This is a genomic window from Bacillus cereus group sp. Bc031 (genome assembly GCF_027716265.1).
Classification (GTDB): domain Bacteria; phylum Bacillota; class Bacilli; order Bacillales; family Bacillaceae_G; genus Bacillus_A; species Bacillus_A paranthracis.
In genome coordinates, this window is the sequence record NZ_JAQFUL010000068.1 from 1 (window position 1) to 14,409 (window position 14,409).

A 14,409-nucleotide genomic window follows, 5' to 3' on the forward strand; every position below is an offset into this window, starting at 1 on the left:
TTTTCGAATAATGGTTGCCCTGTTTCTGACTTAATTGTATGAAATATCGCAAGAAGTAACTATCGAATTAGCTTACAGGAAAATTACACTTTTGTAAGAAAAATGAATGAAGGTGTAATGATGAGAAGGTTTGACATATGTTCATGGAATTTATTAATTTAAAAGTAGAGGTGAATGTATGGCTAATATTAAAGATATTGCAAAGATGGCGGGAGTTTCAGTTACGACTGTTTCGAGAGTATTGAATGATCATCCGTATGTAAGTGAAGAAAAAAGGAAAGCGGTTATAGAGATAGTTGAGAAGTTGAATTACTCACAAAACGCAAATGCTGTTCATTTATCAAAAGGAAAGACGAATATTGTTGGTGTAATTCTCCCTTACATTAATCACCCGAGCTTCGATGCAATGGTAGGGGGAATGATGGAGGGAGCGTTAACTCATAACTACAAGGTGCTACTTTGCCAAACAAACTATAATAAAAAAGAAGAAATGAAAAGTTTACATATGTTAAAAACGAAACAATTAGATGGCCTTATTATTTGTTCACGTGCAAATGATTGGGAAATGATAGAACCGTATGCTTCATACGGCACAATCATTGCTTGTGAAGACAATGATATTTCAAATATCTCAAGTGTATATACAAATCATTCGGCAGCTTTCCAGCTAGGAATGAATCATCTTATTGAAAAAGGTTATAAAAAAATTGGTTATTGCACGGGGAGAAAGCTAGGACCGAGTAGTCAAAAGCGTTTTGATGTGTATAAGCGTCAATTGCAATCTATAGATGAAGAAGTGAATGAAGAATGGATTTTCACAGAATGTTTTACGTTAGAAGATGGTGTGAGAGTGGCTCATAAATTAAAGGAGATGCAGCATCTTCCTGAAGCATTAATAGTAGCAGGAGATGAAGTTGCGATTGGGGTTATGACAGAAGCTGAAAAATTAGGTATTCAAGTTCCTGAGGATTTAGCAATTATTGGCTTTGATAATCAACCTATCTCGCAAGTGTTACAACTTACAACTATTGATCAAAATTTAAAGGAAATAGGTAAAAAAGCCTTTGAAATGTTTTATCGGCAAACAAATGCTGAAAGTTCTAAACAAGAAAAGGTGGAAATTCCATATGAACTTGTGGAGCGATCTACAGTGTAGTTTTAATCCGTTATGTGTATAAGTGCATAACGGATTATTTTTTGAAATACCTTTGACAGGAAACGCGTTTCATACTTTATAAAGGGGTTAAACCGGTTTGTAACAATCCATGGATTCTTTTCAAAAATAGTATTTGGAGGGAAATGCATGAATGAACTTTTATTAAGTATAAAAAAGTTTTTAGGGAATGACGAAAATGTTTTAGCCTTTGTGGTGGGGGTTTTTGAGAAGGATCATTTCACGTTATGTTATCAACATGGGATTTTTGTTGCGACTACTAGACGTCTCCTGTTTTACGGAAAATTTCCATACTATCCTTCAACATTTAAAGAGTACTCATATTTGCATATAGATAGCATAGTTTTTCGCCCGTATTTCGAATTTATTTGTAATCATGAAACCATCCGAGCTAAGTATATTCAGAAGGGGAATGTGGAGCAATTTGTCCGTATAGTTAGAGCAAATGTGAATAATTAATCACCCCTCTGTTTAAACATAATATCCTGGTCTTTATGAGGTAAAATGCGGAATAAAAACAACTTCTAAACCTCTAGGAGATAGTGATACAATGTCAAATGGGGGGAGGGTATGAACTATGGTTAATCAACGTATAAAGGAAATGACACTAATTACAATTGGTTCATTATTATTCGCAATTGGTATTAATTACTTTGCAATTCCAAACCGTTTATCGGAAGGTGGAATTATTGGTTTAACGGTTGTTACGTACTACTTATTTGATTGGTCACCAGGGGTTGTGAACTTTGCTATAAATGCAATTTTACTAGCTGTTGGTTATAAATTTTTTGATAAGAAAACGATGGTTTATACAATTTTAGGGATTGTAGAAACATCTTTGTTTTTATATGTTACGGAACATATTGAGTATCATGTAAATAGTGATACTTTATTAGCGGCACTATTTGCTGGTGTATTTGTCGGTATCGGATTAGGCTGTATGTTCAAAGCTGGAGGTACATCAGGGGGATCGGCAATTTTAGCACGGTTAGCAAATCAATATTTAGGTTGGAGCGTCGGTAAAGGTGTACTTATTATTGATATCGTTGTAATTGCTGGTTCCGTATTTATAATAGGGCAAGAAAAAGCGATGTACACACTTGTTGCAGTATTCATCGGAGCGAAAGTAATTGATTTCATTGTAGAAGGAATGGACACAAAAACGGCTGTTACAATTATTTCAAATCAACCAGAGTTAATACGTGAGGCTATTACGAAAAACATGACACGCGGCGTTACTGTATTAGAAGGGCGCGGCGGATATACTGGTAAAAATAAAGAAGTTTTATATGTTGTTATTAATAAACAAGAGCTTGTTAAGTTAAAGCAAGTTATTAGTCGAGTAGATGACGATGCTTTCGTCGTTATCCATGATGTACGTGATGTACTTGGTGGGGGCTTTAAAGCGAGCTAAAAGGTGAACGAGTAAATTCGTTCACCTTTTTTTAATTCTTACAAAAATGTAAGTGTAATGTAATGAGATTCAATAGTAGATTGTATTCCTTCTTTTTAAAATGGATGTATATATATCCTGCAGAGGAGGAATGTTTATTATGAAGAAAAAAATGATCACTACTATAATAGCGATGATAGTCATAGTAATAATGTTACTACCTACGAAACTTGGACCGGTTATCGATAAATATAATCCATTTTATAAGACGAAAGAATACTATACGGTTGTGAATACAATTGGTCAGCATATTGGCGATGAGTGGTATGAATATGAATTTATTGCATTTGACGAACGTGGAAGAGAACAAAAAATAAAGAAGACTGTTAAGCATATGTTAAAGAGAGATGAAACATTAAAAGTGTACGCAAAAGGACGCTACGGCGAGTCAATTGAAGAAATTGAAGCTGAAAATATTCCCATTAATGCAAAGAGTAAACTTTTAGCGATGAGATAGCGGATTATACCCCCACCTATTTTTTGTCGAAAATAAAAATACTAGGTAGGGGTATTTTAGTGTATGTGAAAAAGCCTTGGTCCATATGGACCAAGGCTTTTTTTATTATATAAAGGGGAAGGGGGTACATTGTAGTAGCATGAGTGAAAGGTATAAGAAGAGTGGCTACTAACAATGCAATTTGGTTATGTGAGTGTTCTTCTTATTTGGCTTACTTTCTAAATTTATTGTACGAAATATTGATAAGGGAAACTATCGAATTACATTACACCTAGCTTACAAACATGTAAGTCTTCTGTAATGTAATTCGATAGTTAAAAGCTATTGAATTTCATATAGTGTAATTAGAAAGTCTCACTATATTACTTTCTGTTTGTAATGTAATGAAGAATGAAAAACCAACTACTTTTTAATAGCCCTCATCTGTATGTAGATGGGGCCTTTTTTATAAACCTTACAACATTGTAAGGTTTACGTAAGTTAATTCGATAGTAAATTTGTCATATTTTTTGCATAATAGATACAAATAGATAAAAATAATTAGGGATATAGTAAGAAGGGAGAAGAATGGGATGCGTAAAGAAGAAGTAGTGAAGTTTCCAATTAAAGATTTCTGTAGCTACTTTACTGTTGCCGTAGTATGTATTGGATTATTTGATATCATAACAAACTTAATTGTTAAATAACATAGATGATAAAACAAGAAAGGAGATCCTTTCTTGTTTTTTTATGGGGGAATAAAGGTGAAGTGGATTGATAGTCATATACATGTTGACCAATATAAGGATGAAGAGAAAAGTAAATTACTTAAAGATGTGGAGCATAGTAAAGAGATAAATGGGCTTATTGCAGTATCTATGAATTATCAATCATGTAAAGAAACTTTATCTTTAGCAAAACTATATCCTTTTGTACATCCAGCAATAGGTTTTCATCCGGAGCAACCGATTCATAAAGAAGAATGTGAGCAAATTTATAAATTAATTGAAGAGCATGTAGATGATATAGTTGCGATTGGTGAAGTTGGCTTACCGTATTATTTAAGAAAAGAAGATGAGCGCATTGCTATCAATTCGTATATATCAGTGTTACAACGGTTTGTTGAACTAGCTAGTAAATATGATTTACCAATTATATTACATGCAGTGTATGAAGACGCTGATATTGTATGTGATTTACTGGAGAAATATAAAGTTTCACGTGCACACTTTCATTGGTTTAAAGGAAGTGAAACAACAATGAAACGGATGATGAGGAATGGTTATTACATTTCTATCACGCCAGATGTTTTACATAAGGAGAAGATTAGAAAAATTGTTTCGTATTATCCTCTTGAATATATGATGGTAGAAACAGATGGACCGTGGGAATTTCAAGAGGGTGTTATGACACATCCGAGAATGATTCGAGAGGTATTAAAGGAAATTAGTGTTATAAAAAACGTAGCTGTTGATAAGGTTGCAGAAACGATATATGAAAATACGATTCAATTTTACCCCGCTATTTTCCAGAAATTAAGACCCTGAATGATTAAGATTTCACTTTATTTGAAGGGATAGGAGAGTTTCTCTTATCTCTTTTTATGGATATTTTTTCTAATATTTCCTATAATTTGTGATGTATTTAATTTGATGAAGAAAGTAGGGGAGAAAATGGGGAAAGCATATAAAAAAATAGCTATTACAATTATGGTTGGTGCACTTTCACTTGTAGCGTTTTGTTGTGAAACAGAAAAAAAGACTATAAATTCAAATGCCACACAAGAAAATAAAGAAGTACAAATTGATCCAGTAGTTGAAAAACAGATGAAAGAAAATGAGAAAAACGGGAATTTGGTTGGAAACATCTCTAACCAAGGAAAGATGGCAGAGAGTAAAGGTTGGATTTACTATTCTGTAAATGGTGATAAAAATACAGGAGGCATTTATCGTACGAAAGATCAGTTTCAGACTTCGGAACGTGTAAATGCTTCTTACATAAATATAAAAAACAAAGCTTTATATTTTATTCATACGGATGAAGAGAAGAACGCGGGAGTATCTTCTCTAATGAAGTATGATATATCTAATAAAAAGTTAGATACGTTAAAAGCGGATACAAATTATGTTTATATAAAAGATCAAACTTTATTTTATCCGAAAAAATATTCTGAGCATGGTGGTTTTGATATTGTAGGGATCGCAAAAATCAATTTGAAGACGGGACAGGAAGAAGAAGCGGTATTTAAAAATTCTGGTTTGTCTCGAACGATAGATGATAGTATTCTACATTGGAATAAAAATCGTGGAACACAAATGACAAAGGATAATAAAACTTGGTCAAAAGAAAATTATGCAACAATATCTAGTGCTACGTATAATAATGAAAAATTATATGCTGTTGTCGACTTTTCGTTACCTTTTGAAACAAATGAAGCTGAGCATGGCATATATGAAATAGACGTTCAACAAAATAATGAAAAGTTATTGGTAAAGGATGCCTTGCAGATGAATGTGAAAGGGGATACTTTTTATTATTTAAAAAAGGATGGAGTATATAAGAAGAAAATAAATGGTGGAAATGAAAAAGTAATTTATAATAAAGCGTTTGAACCAACTAAATCCTATTTATATTTTGTAGCAGGAGATATGTATCTCTATACGGATAATGGAACTATCATGAATTTGGATACAAAGAAATCAAATGAAGTAAAAGATAAGAAGCTAGCAGATAACGTTATGTTACAGAAAGTATGGAATGCACAGAAGGAACTGACTAATGTTCAAATGGCTGCACTAACAGGAAACCCAAAACGAGTAGGGGATTTTTCATACGGGGAATTAGTGAACCCTATTTATAATAAGAAAGATAATTTAGAGACTACGCTATCTACGTACTTCTCAAAATCATTTATAGCAGAGTATATGAAGAGTAAATATATTAAAGAGTTAAATGGAAAAATGCACTATGCTATTGGAGATCCAGGGTCAAAAGCAGCAACTAAATTTACAAAAATTATTTCTGCTGAGTTAAAGGATGGGAAAATAAAAGCGCAGGTTGAAACGTATAATGACTATGATAATGTAACGGAAACAGTAGAAGTTGAATTTATTTATGAACATAATCAATGGGTTATTAATAATATGCCACGTTTTGGTTTAAGTTAAAAAAACCACCAAGCATTTTGCTTGGTGGTTTTGTATTAGGATTCTAATTTTTTCGCACGTCTTAATAATAAGAGAAAGACAATGACGAGGAAACCGAGTATAAGGAAGAATCCATATTGTTTTATATAATCTATTATGTCACTTGCGCTTGTTGGTTTTTCAACGTGAATGCCGTCTTTATTAGTAGTGATATGAATATCTTTCATTTTCACTTCATTTGTTTCTTTTTGTAAATCAATCCATTCTATATTTGGAATACTTTCTAGATCCTTTAGTACTTCTTTTAATGGTTTTACACCTAAGTAAGGATGATAGAATGCACCAATAACTCCATCGGATAATTTGGCAACAGATACAGCATTTGCTTTCATTTTAGCAATAGCGTGTGGTTTATCTTCTTCGATAAATCCAACTGTTTCAGGCATTAATTTCATGCCATGTAAAAATGATGGTGTACTTCTGTATGCCGGAGAGTGCATAGATTTCCAAGTTGTGTCACTTAACTGTAGTTGTCCTACATAAGTTGAAAAGTATCTTGATAATATTTCATATCCTTTTTGAGACATCGTGTAATGAGGTGCTTCAAATGCGACCGGATATAGTTTGGCATCTACAAGTTCTTGAATGCCTTTTTCAATATGATCAGTCGTATATTTTTCTTCAAATTCTTCCCCTTTTTTTACGTATGTATTATATGCCTCTATATTAGGGAAATCATCTTTTGTTTTTGGTTTTTCATGCTTCGGTTGACGAATTGGTTGGTCTGTTTTTACGTCCCAAAATTCAAAACCTTCACCAGTTTCACTATCATAAAATTGGTGAGTATAACCATGCATAATAATTGCTGCACCATCATCTTGCATAGAGCGTAAAAGATCGACTAGTTCGGGTTTATCTTTTAAATGTAGTGTTTTACCTGTTTCTGGATCCGTATATACAGGAATAACAGTGATCATGTATGGCATCTTTTTCTCTTTTAATAATTCAGCAATTTCTTTTAATTGATTTATATCTGCGGCTGGATGAACGTCTTCAAGACGTAAATAAGCTTCCACTTTATTTTTCGTTGGCTTTTGTTCAAAGTAAGAAAATAGGCTTTCGCCAATATAATAAGATATCCAATCAAAGAGGTTAGAAGTTGCAACATAATAAGAATTATTTTGTTGTACAATTAATGGGTAAGTAGTATTTCCTTTTAAAGCATTGGCAAGAATTGTTCCATTTGTATCAAGGTTTTTAATGGATCGTTCGTCCTCTAATGTATTCTTTAGTTTACGTGTTGGATATTCAATTGTATCAGAGTTTATATCTTCATTTTTAAGTATAATAAATGAAAAACGTTTGGATAATTGTTCTATATTTTGACCTAAAACGAGTAGTGGTCCTGAGAAATTTTCTAGAAATTCTTTTGTTTCAGTGGGAAGTTCTTCTTGTTTTTCACCTATGTAAATAACATGTGTATATGAAGATTTATCAGTTATTCCAGCTAACTGTTTTATGTTTTTTATTGTTATGTTATTAGTAAAATGTCCTACTTGTGTATTAAGTATTTGGGTATCACTTGTAATTTGATCATCGCTCGAACTGTATAAAATAAGGACTTTTGGATTTTCGTTTTTTTGTGCGGAAATAGGGACAGGAATTAATAGTAGTAAACTAAATAAGAGTAGCAACCATTTTTTTATATTATTATTCTCCTAGTTTATATTTAGAATTCAGTTTACAATTATATACAAAAAATATGTTTCAGTCTATGAAAGTTACATTTTTTCACGTATTTACCAGCTGTTTTTTCACAAAATCGGTCTAAAGCATGATGATAATATGTATAGTTATTTGCTATGATAAAAGAGTAAGAGAATGATAGAATGTGGGTAATTGTAAAGGGAAGAAGGCTGAAAGGGGACAAATTTCAGCGGAGAAAGAGGTAGAGGTAGTGAAGAAATTCTTTGTAGGATTTTTAGTTGTTCTTGGAGTGTACTTATACTTCCAAGGAAAGTCTGAAGGAATGGGCAAATTAGTAAATGAGACAAGCTATGTTGACTCAGAAGAAGCAAAACAGATGAAACAAATTATTATAGAGGAAGCAAAGAAAGTCAATCTTCCAGAATGGATACCTCTTACAATTGCCGAACATGAAAGTCGATTAAATCCAAGAAGTGTTGGAGATAACGGAACTTCATTCGGATTGTTTCAATTGCATCGCGGTGGTGGACTTGCACCGGATCATTTAACGGATGACGAGCTGAAAGATCCACGTACAAATGCGCAAATTGCAATGCCGCATTTAATGAAAGGATATAAGCGCGGGGTGCAAAAAGGTTTGACGGATTTTGCATTATTAAAATATATAGCAAATACATCTGGATGGCCAGGGAATTTAGGGCCAGAGTGGACGGATAATAATATGAAGTATAACATCGGATTAGAAGATGTGTACTATCGAAATAAAGGTGTAATTAAAGAGTAGGTTTTTGATACCTACTCTATTTTTTTGTGGATAATCGCGTCGTTTTGTTTTGTGAAATACGCTGCTAGTTGTATTTTTACGTCTTTTAGTTTGGTGGAAACTTGCGGTATTTTATATCCTACATATAACGGTGAAACGACAAATCTAGGAACAACTTTACAAATGATTCTTCCGTTTAAGTAATAGAAGAATAAGTTATAACTACTACATCCTTTATGGAAATCTGTCAGTATGTAACGTACAGTTTGCTGAATATAAGTTGCTAGTTCATCTATGCATCCAATATCTTCAATAATGATATTAAATTCAGTAAAACCGATAATAGGACGATCTGAGATATTGAGTTCAATGTGTTCGTTCTTTTGAACAATTACGCCTTGGAAGTTGTCGTGTTCTACGTTATCGAGGTAGTTTACATATTTCATTCCAATAATCTGCATGTGTGCATGATGCAAACTTCCACCTGAGAATGGACCATGATTTTTGTATAAAATTACAGATGTGAATTCTTCATTCTTCTGTAAATCTAACCAATGTTTAACGGAGAAACGAATTAGCGATTTCATATGTTCTTCTGTATATGTCGCAATATGGTCTTCACAATTATCTGTTTCGATTAGCACCGTTTGAAATGTATCTTTTAATGTAGGAAATTTGTTTTTTAGCCAAATAATTGAGCCCTCAATTGCTAAAATATCCGTTAAATTTTCTCTGTCACAAAAAGGACATGCAGCGCTTCTATTCCGGATGCTTTCTGGTTTTTGTTTGCCAATATCGTTTAAAAAGTATAGTTGTTGTGTATCCATTTGTATATATGCCCCTTTAAAATATGTGTAAAAATCCCGCTTAATACATTCGGGATAAGGAGAAGAAAATCCTTTAAAGGGAATATAAAAAATAAAAGACAAGATATCCTCATTAAGATAGGGTACCTTGTCTTTTATTTTTTCTTTAATAATGTGTATGGATAATATAGATCGTTTTTATTATGCTTCTTTTCTCTATTTTTTATTGTGTATAAGGCAATTGCTGTACTTGCGATTACAAAAATGGCTTTCTTCATATTCACATACCCCTTTTTATTGTTGGTTTAATTCTTGGCTAACTGCTTTTGCATCAACTAGAGCGTGTAAAATCATTTTTACCATGTTCATCATATTCTTTCACTCCTTTTTATAGTTCATTTAGTTCTTTTACAACTGCTTGTCCGTTCACTAATACCTCAAAGATTGCTTTTACGATTTCTTTCATCATGATTGTTTCCTCCTTTTGTTGTCTCTCTTGTTTACATCTTTATTGTATAGGGAGGCATCTTTTCGTACTATCGCTTTCCATTACGTGAACATAACAGTTTTGTAAGATTTGATGTCACTTATTGAAATGTTTAGTCTATCTTCATTATTTTCAGAAAAATGACTATTCAAACATGAAATGGGAAAGTATAATAAAGAAGTAAGTATTAAATTCCGTACGAAAGAGGTGAATGAGATGAAACGTTCTTTAGCTGCACGTGCCAAATTTTTAGATTTTATCTATTTTTGTCGTGCGATTTTTCATGATGTAGTTGTTAACGGGATACGTCTGTCCTTTTTTAACAATTGCATAGTAGCTATAGAACGATAGAAATCTCTTCACCCATTTTTAATAAACGTGTGAAAAGGGAGCTATTTAGCTTCCTTTTTCTATGCCGAAAACCATGGGGAATGTTTCTTTCTCATGGTTTTTTATATTGAAAGGAGTACGGAAAATGACAATTTGTAGTGTAAATAATGTAACGAAATCTTTTGGTGGAAACATCATATTTGAAAATATATCGCTTGAAATAAAGAATGGTGAACGTGTTGGATTAGTTGGTCGTAACGGTAGTGGGAAGACAACAATCTTTCAGCTTTTAACTGGAATGGAAAGTTTGGATGCAGGAGCTATTCATATGAAGAAAGGTACACGTATTGGTCATGTGGCACAAATTCCGAAATTTGATGAGAGTATGACTGTATATGAAGTATTGAGTTCCGCTTTTAAAATAGAAAAGGAATTAGAAAGAGAAATGCGTACTTTAGAAAAACATATGGCGGAAGAACAGGAAACTTCTGTTTTACAAAAATTAATGGAGAGATACGGAATCATCCAAGAAAAGTTTGCGTTTCTTGGTGGTTATGAAATCGAAGCGAACATTATGAAGGTAGCAAATGGTTTACAGGTGACAGAACTATTCCCACGATCATTTGTGGAGATAAGTGGTGGGGAGCAAACAAAAGTAAGCCTTGCATACATGCTGTTGCAGAAACCAGATTTACTTTTATTAGATGAACCAACCAATCATTTAGACTTATTTGCCGTAGAATGGCTAGAGCAATTTTTGAAAGAATACAATGGAACGGTTGTGGTTATTTCACATGATCGTTATTTCCTTGATGAAGTTGTAACGAAGATTTTTGATTTAGAAGATGGAGAGATTCACGTGTATCATACAAACTATTCTCGGTTTGTTGAAGAGAAGGAAGAAAGGTTACTTCAGGAGTTTCAGGCTTATCAAGAACAGCAAAAGAAAATAAAGAAAATGAAAGAAGCAATTAAGCGATTACGTGAATGGGCAAATCAGGCGAATCCTCCGAATGAAGGATTGCATAAGAGAGCAAGAAGTATGGAACGTGCACTGGAACGTATGGAAAAACTAAAGAAACCTATTTTAGAACGAAAACAAATGGGACTTCAGTTTGAAGGGCAAGAGAGAAGTGGAAAAGATGTTGTTGTAATGAAAGAAGTGAGTAAAGGGTTTGCGGAACATCTTTTATTTAACGAAGCAAACTTACATGTTCGTTTTCAAGAGCGTGCAGCTATTGTTGGTCGTAATGGTACAGGAAAGACAACGCTATTAAAGTTATTATTAGAAGAAATAGAACCAGACGCTGGAGAAATTCGAATTGGAAGTAGTGTGAAAATCGGTTATTTATCCCAGCATGCGTACGGAAATATGAAGAGTAACGTATTGGAGGCTTTCAGGGAATGTGTAGCTGTAACAGAGGGAGAAGCGAGACATATATTAGCTAAATTTTTATTTTATGGTCCAGCGGTGTTTAAGAAAGTAACGCAACTGAGTGGTGGAGAAAAAATGAGGTTAAGACTTGCGCAACTTATGTATCAAGATATCAATTTTTTAATTTTAGATGAGCCGACAAACCATCTCGACATTGAATCAAGGGAGGTTTTAGAGGAAGCTCTTGAACAATATAATGGGACGATTTTAGCTGTTTCACATGATCGTTATTTTTTAAATAAGTTATTTGAAAAGACGTATTGGATTGATGAGCGTAAATTATTTGAGTTTGCAGGGAACTATGCATGGGCGCGTCAAAAGTGGGAGGAAAGGCTCGAGACGCAAGTGATAAAGCAGCAACGCCAAGGAAGAAAAAGTATTGAAATAGTCCCTGTAAAAAAGAAAGAAGTTAGGAATATTGAGGAGATTGAAACCGAGTTAATGCATGTTGAAGAAGATATATATACGCTTGAGTATAAGATGGAACAAGTAGTTGATGTTGAAATGCTTGAACAATTGTATGAAGAAAAGAAGAAGAAAGAGTTGTTACGAGCGGAGTTATATAATGAGTTAGAGAATATCATGGAGTAAAGAGATTAGAATGAAAGAGCAAGTTGTTTTCTCATGTTTTGAGGGGGGCTTGCTTTTTTTGTGTGTAAGGAAAGAGAAGTAATTGGTATAATTTTCTTGTTGTTATAATGAAGAGATGCACTTTAGGTTATTAAAATGTGAGGAGAATTTTATGTTAGGATACGCGCGAATTATTACAATCGTCATGATTTGTTTTGTTTATGCAAACCATGTTTCACGTGAAACAGCATATTTGCAATTTTTTGTAGGTACAGCACTTTTTATTTATATTGTGAATCATATTTTGCTAGTAAAAGTGAATGGAGGTAAAAAACTTGGTTTTTATACACTATTAGCAAATGGGATAGTCACAGCTTTATTAGGTTTTTTATTTCCCGAGACATGTTTATATTTAATTATATTTGGAATTGATGCAGTAGGGCTATTTATTCATGAGTTTCGTAGAAGCATGACGTACTTTTTTATTACTTTTTTCTTTCTTTGTTGGTTTATAAATATATTACATGCGTATCAACATACAGGTAGTTTAGAATTGGAGAGTAATTCCATTAATTTTATGTTCATCGTTTTTAGTGCTTTAGCTGGAAGCTTAATAAAAAAACTTACAGCTGCTCGGAAAATGGTAGATGAACAATATGAGGAATTGACATTGTCTCATACAGCTCTAAAAGAAGCGCATGAACAATTACGTCTATATGCCAAAGAGGTAGAAGAATTGACAGCCGTTCGAGAGCGAAATGATATTGCCCGAGAAATTCATGATACTGTCGGTCATAATATGACAGCCTTACTTGTCCAATTACAACTGGCAGAGGCTTTGTGGAAACAAAAGTCGGACGCTACGGAAGAGGTTTTACATACATGTCATGGGCTAGCCAGGAAATCACTTTAAGAGGTGAGAGCGTCTGTACATGCCTTAAAAGAAGAAGGTAAACTAGGGAACATAATAGAGAATATGCGTGAAATGTTACATGGATATTCTAAAGCGACGAAAGTACAAGTATCGTTTCAATTACAAGGAGATCCGGTTGTGATTCCGCTGTCACTACAACCTACACTGCTCCGGGTTATGCAAGAGTCTTTAACAAATGCAAAGCGGCATGGCAAGGCGAGCTTATGTGAAGTGAGTTTAACTTGTTCGGCGAAACAAGTTAAACTATGTATTTTGGATAATGGCGTGGGAGTTAACGAGGTAAGCCCAGGTTTTGGTTTACTTAATATGAGAGAACGAGTAGAGGAACATGGTGGAACTATTCAATTTGAGAGTGAGATAGAAAAAGGCTTTCGGTTACAGATTGAATTTCCACTTCAGGAGAAAACGTGGTTAATAGGGGGAACTGTATGATTCGGATTATGATTGTTGATGATCAATCACTCATTCGTGATGGTTTAGCGATGTTATTAAATTTACGTCAGGAACTTGAAGTAGTGGGAACTGCTACAGATGGAGACGAAGTGATACAAAAGGTGAAAGAGTTACATCCTGAAATTATTTTGATGGATATTCGGATGCCCCGTATGAATGGTGTTGAAGGAACACGTTTAGTTAGAGAACAGTTCCCTCATATAAAGGTACTTATGTTGACGACTTTTAGTGATAGTGAGCTTATCTTTGAAGCATTGGAGCAAGGAGCAAGTGGTTATTTATTGAAGGACATGGAGACAGATGCAATCGCTCAAGCAATTTTAACGGTGCATAGTGGAGGGGCTGTGCTTCCTCAGGATATAACAGCGCAAATCATAAAAGAATTAAAAAAGACAAAAGTAGCAGTAGAGTGCACCACACCAGAACAATTAGCGCAATTAACTGAGCGAGAAGTAGATGTTTTAAGGGAAATTGGACTTGGGTTAAATAATAAAGAGATTGCGGAAAAATTATTTATTACAGAGGGAACTGTTAAGAATCATGTTTCTAATTTAATTAGTAAGTTAGAACTGAGAGATCGAACGCAAGCAGCCATATACGCAGTAAGGTATGGCATCACGATGTACACATGACTTTTGGCATATATAAGTGTGAAAAAGCAGCAGAATTTGCTGCTTTTTTATCTTGTATTTCTATCTCAAGGATGATGGAGAGA

At 33.7% G+C, this 14,409-nt stretch carries 13 protein-coding genes and 1 pseudogene; 11 read left to right on the top strand and 3 right to left on the bottom strand.

What is annotated here, in order from left to right; translation table 11 throughout:
* The first annotated feature begins 178 nt into the window (after positions 1-178).
* The 6 genes from PDQ33_RS21525 to PDQ33_RS21550 all read left to right on the top strand — a co-directional run bounded on the left by PDQ33_RS21525 (position 179) and on the right by PDQ33_RS21550 (position 6,230).
* Positions 179-1,156: a LacI family DNA-binding transcriptional regulator gene (locus PDQ33_RS21525; protein ID WP_001273908.1), complete on the top strand. Its 978-nt coding sequence runs from the start codon at positions 179-181 to the stop codon at positions 1,154-1,156.
* Positions 1,157-1,303: 147 nt separating this feature from the next.
* Positions 1,304-1,633 (top strand): PH domain-containing protein, encoded by a 330-nt coding sequence (locus PDQ33_RS21530; RefSeq protein ID WP_001004212.1) that lies wholly within the window; start codon positions 1,304-1,306, stop codon positions 1,631-1,633.
* 118 nt (positions 1,634-1,751) lie between these two features.
* The gene (locus PDQ33_RS21535; RefSeq protein ID WP_270756577.1) at positions 1,752-2,588 is read left to right on the top strand and encodes a YitT family protein; all 837 of its coding nucleotides are present in this window, start codon (positions 1,752-1,754) and stop codon (positions 2,586-2,588) included.
* Between the two features lie 139 nt (positions 2,589-2,727).
* On the top strand, positions 2,728-3,084 hold the full coding sequence (locus tag PDQ33_RS21540) for a YxeA family protein (RefSeq protein ID WP_000728418.1): 357 nt from the start codon (positions 2,728-2,730) through the stop codon (positions 3,082-3,084).
* A 743-nt stretch (positions 3,085-3,827) separates the two neighbouring features.
* A complete protein-coding gene (locus tag PDQ33_RS21545) occupies positions 3,828-4,610 on the top strand; it encodes a TatD family hydrolase (protein ID WP_061536092.1) in 783 nt (260 codons plus the stop codon).
* A 126-nt stretch (positions 4,611-4,736) separates the two neighbouring features.
* The gene (locus tag PDQ33_RS21550; protein ID WP_270756580.1) at positions 4,737-6,230 is read left to right on the top strand and encodes a DL-endopeptidase inhibitor IseA family protein; all 1,494 of its coding nucleotides are present in this window, start codon (positions 4,737-4,739) and stop codon (positions 6,228-6,230) included.
* 35 nt (positions 6,231-6,265) lie between these two features.
* Here PDQ33_RS21550 and PDQ33_RS21555 read toward each other — a convergent pair whose 3' ends face one another.
* On the bottom strand, positions 6,266-7,915 hold the full coding sequence (locus PDQ33_RS21555) for a DUF2334 domain-containing protein (protein WP_061130861.1): 1,650 nt from the start codon (positions 7,913-7,915) through the stop codon (positions 6,266-6,268).
* Between the two features lie 251 nt (positions 7,916-8,166).
* Between PDQ33_RS21555 and PDQ33_RS21560 the strand changes: the two genes are divergently transcribed.
* Positions 8,167-8,700, top strand: coding sequence for a transglycosylase SLT domain-containing protein (locus PDQ33_RS21560; RefSeq protein WP_000713259.1), 534 nt, complete (start codon positions 8,167-8,169; stop codon positions 8,698-8,700).
* Positions 8,701-8,711: 11 nt separating this feature from the next.
* On the opposite strand, the gene PDQ33_RS21565 is transcribed toward PDQ33_RS21560, so the two are convergent.
* Positions 8,712-9,506 carry a DUF4931 domain-containing protein gene (locus PDQ33_RS21565; RefSeq protein ID WP_270756583.1) on the bottom strand — a complete coding sequence of 265 codons (795 nt, stop codon included), beginning with the start codon at positions 9,504-9,506 and terminating at the stop codon, positions 8,712-8,714.
* Positions 9,507-9,640: 134 nt separating this feature from the next.
* Complete coding sequence (locus tag PDQ33_RS21570) at positions 9,641-9,769, bottom strand: hypothetical protein (RefSeq protein ID WP_061130863.1); 129 nt, start codon at positions 9,767-9,769, stop codon at positions 9,641-9,643.
* A 419-nt stretch (positions 9,770-10,188) separates the two neighbouring features.
* On the opposite strand from PDQ33_RS21570, the gene PDQ33_RS21575 reads away from it, so the two are divergent.
* The 4 genes and pseudogenes from PDQ33_RS21575 to PDQ33_RS21590 all read left to right on the top strand — a co-directional run bounded on the left by PDQ33_RS21575 (position 10,189) and on the right by PDQ33_RS21590 (position 14,326).
* Positions 10,189-10,323, top strand: a complete 135-nt coding sequence (locus PDQ33_RS21575; RefSeq protein WP_000830642.1) for an RAxF-45 family protein — start codon at positions 10,189-10,191, stop codon at positions 10,321-10,323.
* Between the two features lie 124 nt (positions 10,324-10,447).
* A complete protein-coding gene (gene abc-f / locus PDQ33_RS21580) occupies positions 10,448-12,328 on the top strand; it encodes a ribosomal protection-like ABC-F family protein (protein WP_061130864.1) in 1,881 nt (626 codons plus the stop codon).
* Positions 12,329-12,479: 151 nt separating this feature from the next.
* A pseudogene (locus PDQ33_RS21585) lies at positions 12,480-13,673 on the top strand (sensor histidine kinase).
* Positions 13,670-14,326 (top strand): response regulator, encoded by a 657-nt coding sequence (locus tag PDQ33_RS21590; protein WP_000619343.1) that lies wholly within the window; start codon positions 13,670-13,672, stop codon positions 14,324-14,326. The pseudogene PDQ33_RS21585 and the gene PDQ33_RS21590 overlap by 4 nt, the downstream one beginning before the upstream one ends.
* Positions 14,327-14,409 lie beyond the last annotated feature (83 nt).

Coding starts and splice junctions, on each gene's coding strand:
- PDQ33_RS21530 (WP_001004212.1), top strand. CDS start 1,304: ATGAATGAACTTTTATTAAGTATAAAAAAGTTTTTAGGGAATGACGAA.
- PDQ33_RS21590 (WP_000619343.1), top strand. CDS start 13,670: ATGATTCGGATTATGATTGTTGATGATCAATCACTCATTCGTGATGGT.
- PDQ33_RS21525 (WP_001273908.1), top strand. CDS start 179: ATGGCTAATATTAAAGATATTGCAAAGATGGCGGGAGTTTCAGTTACG.
- PDQ33_RS21575 (WP_000830642.1), top strand. CDS start 10,189: ATGAAACGTTCTTTAGCTGCACGTGCCAAATTTTTAGATTTTATCTAT.
- abc-f (WP_061130864.1), top strand. CDS start 10,448: ATGACAATTTGTAGTGTAAATAATGTAACGAAATCTTTTGGTGGAAAC.
- PDQ33_RS21535 (WP_270756577.1), top strand. CDS start 1,752: ATGGTTAATCAACGTATAAAGGAAATGACACTAATTACAATTGGTTCA.
- PDQ33_RS21550 (WP_270756580.1), top strand. CDS start 4,737: ATGGGGAAAGCATATAAAAAAATAGCTATTACAATTATGGTTGGTGCA.
- PDQ33_RS21565 (WP_270756583.1), bottom strand. CDS start 9,506: ATGGATACACAACAACTATACTTTTTAAACGATATTGGCAAACAAAAA.
- PDQ33_RS21540 (WP_000728418.1), top strand. CDS start 2,728: ATGAAGAAAAAAATGATCACTACTATAATAGCGATGATAGTCATAGTA.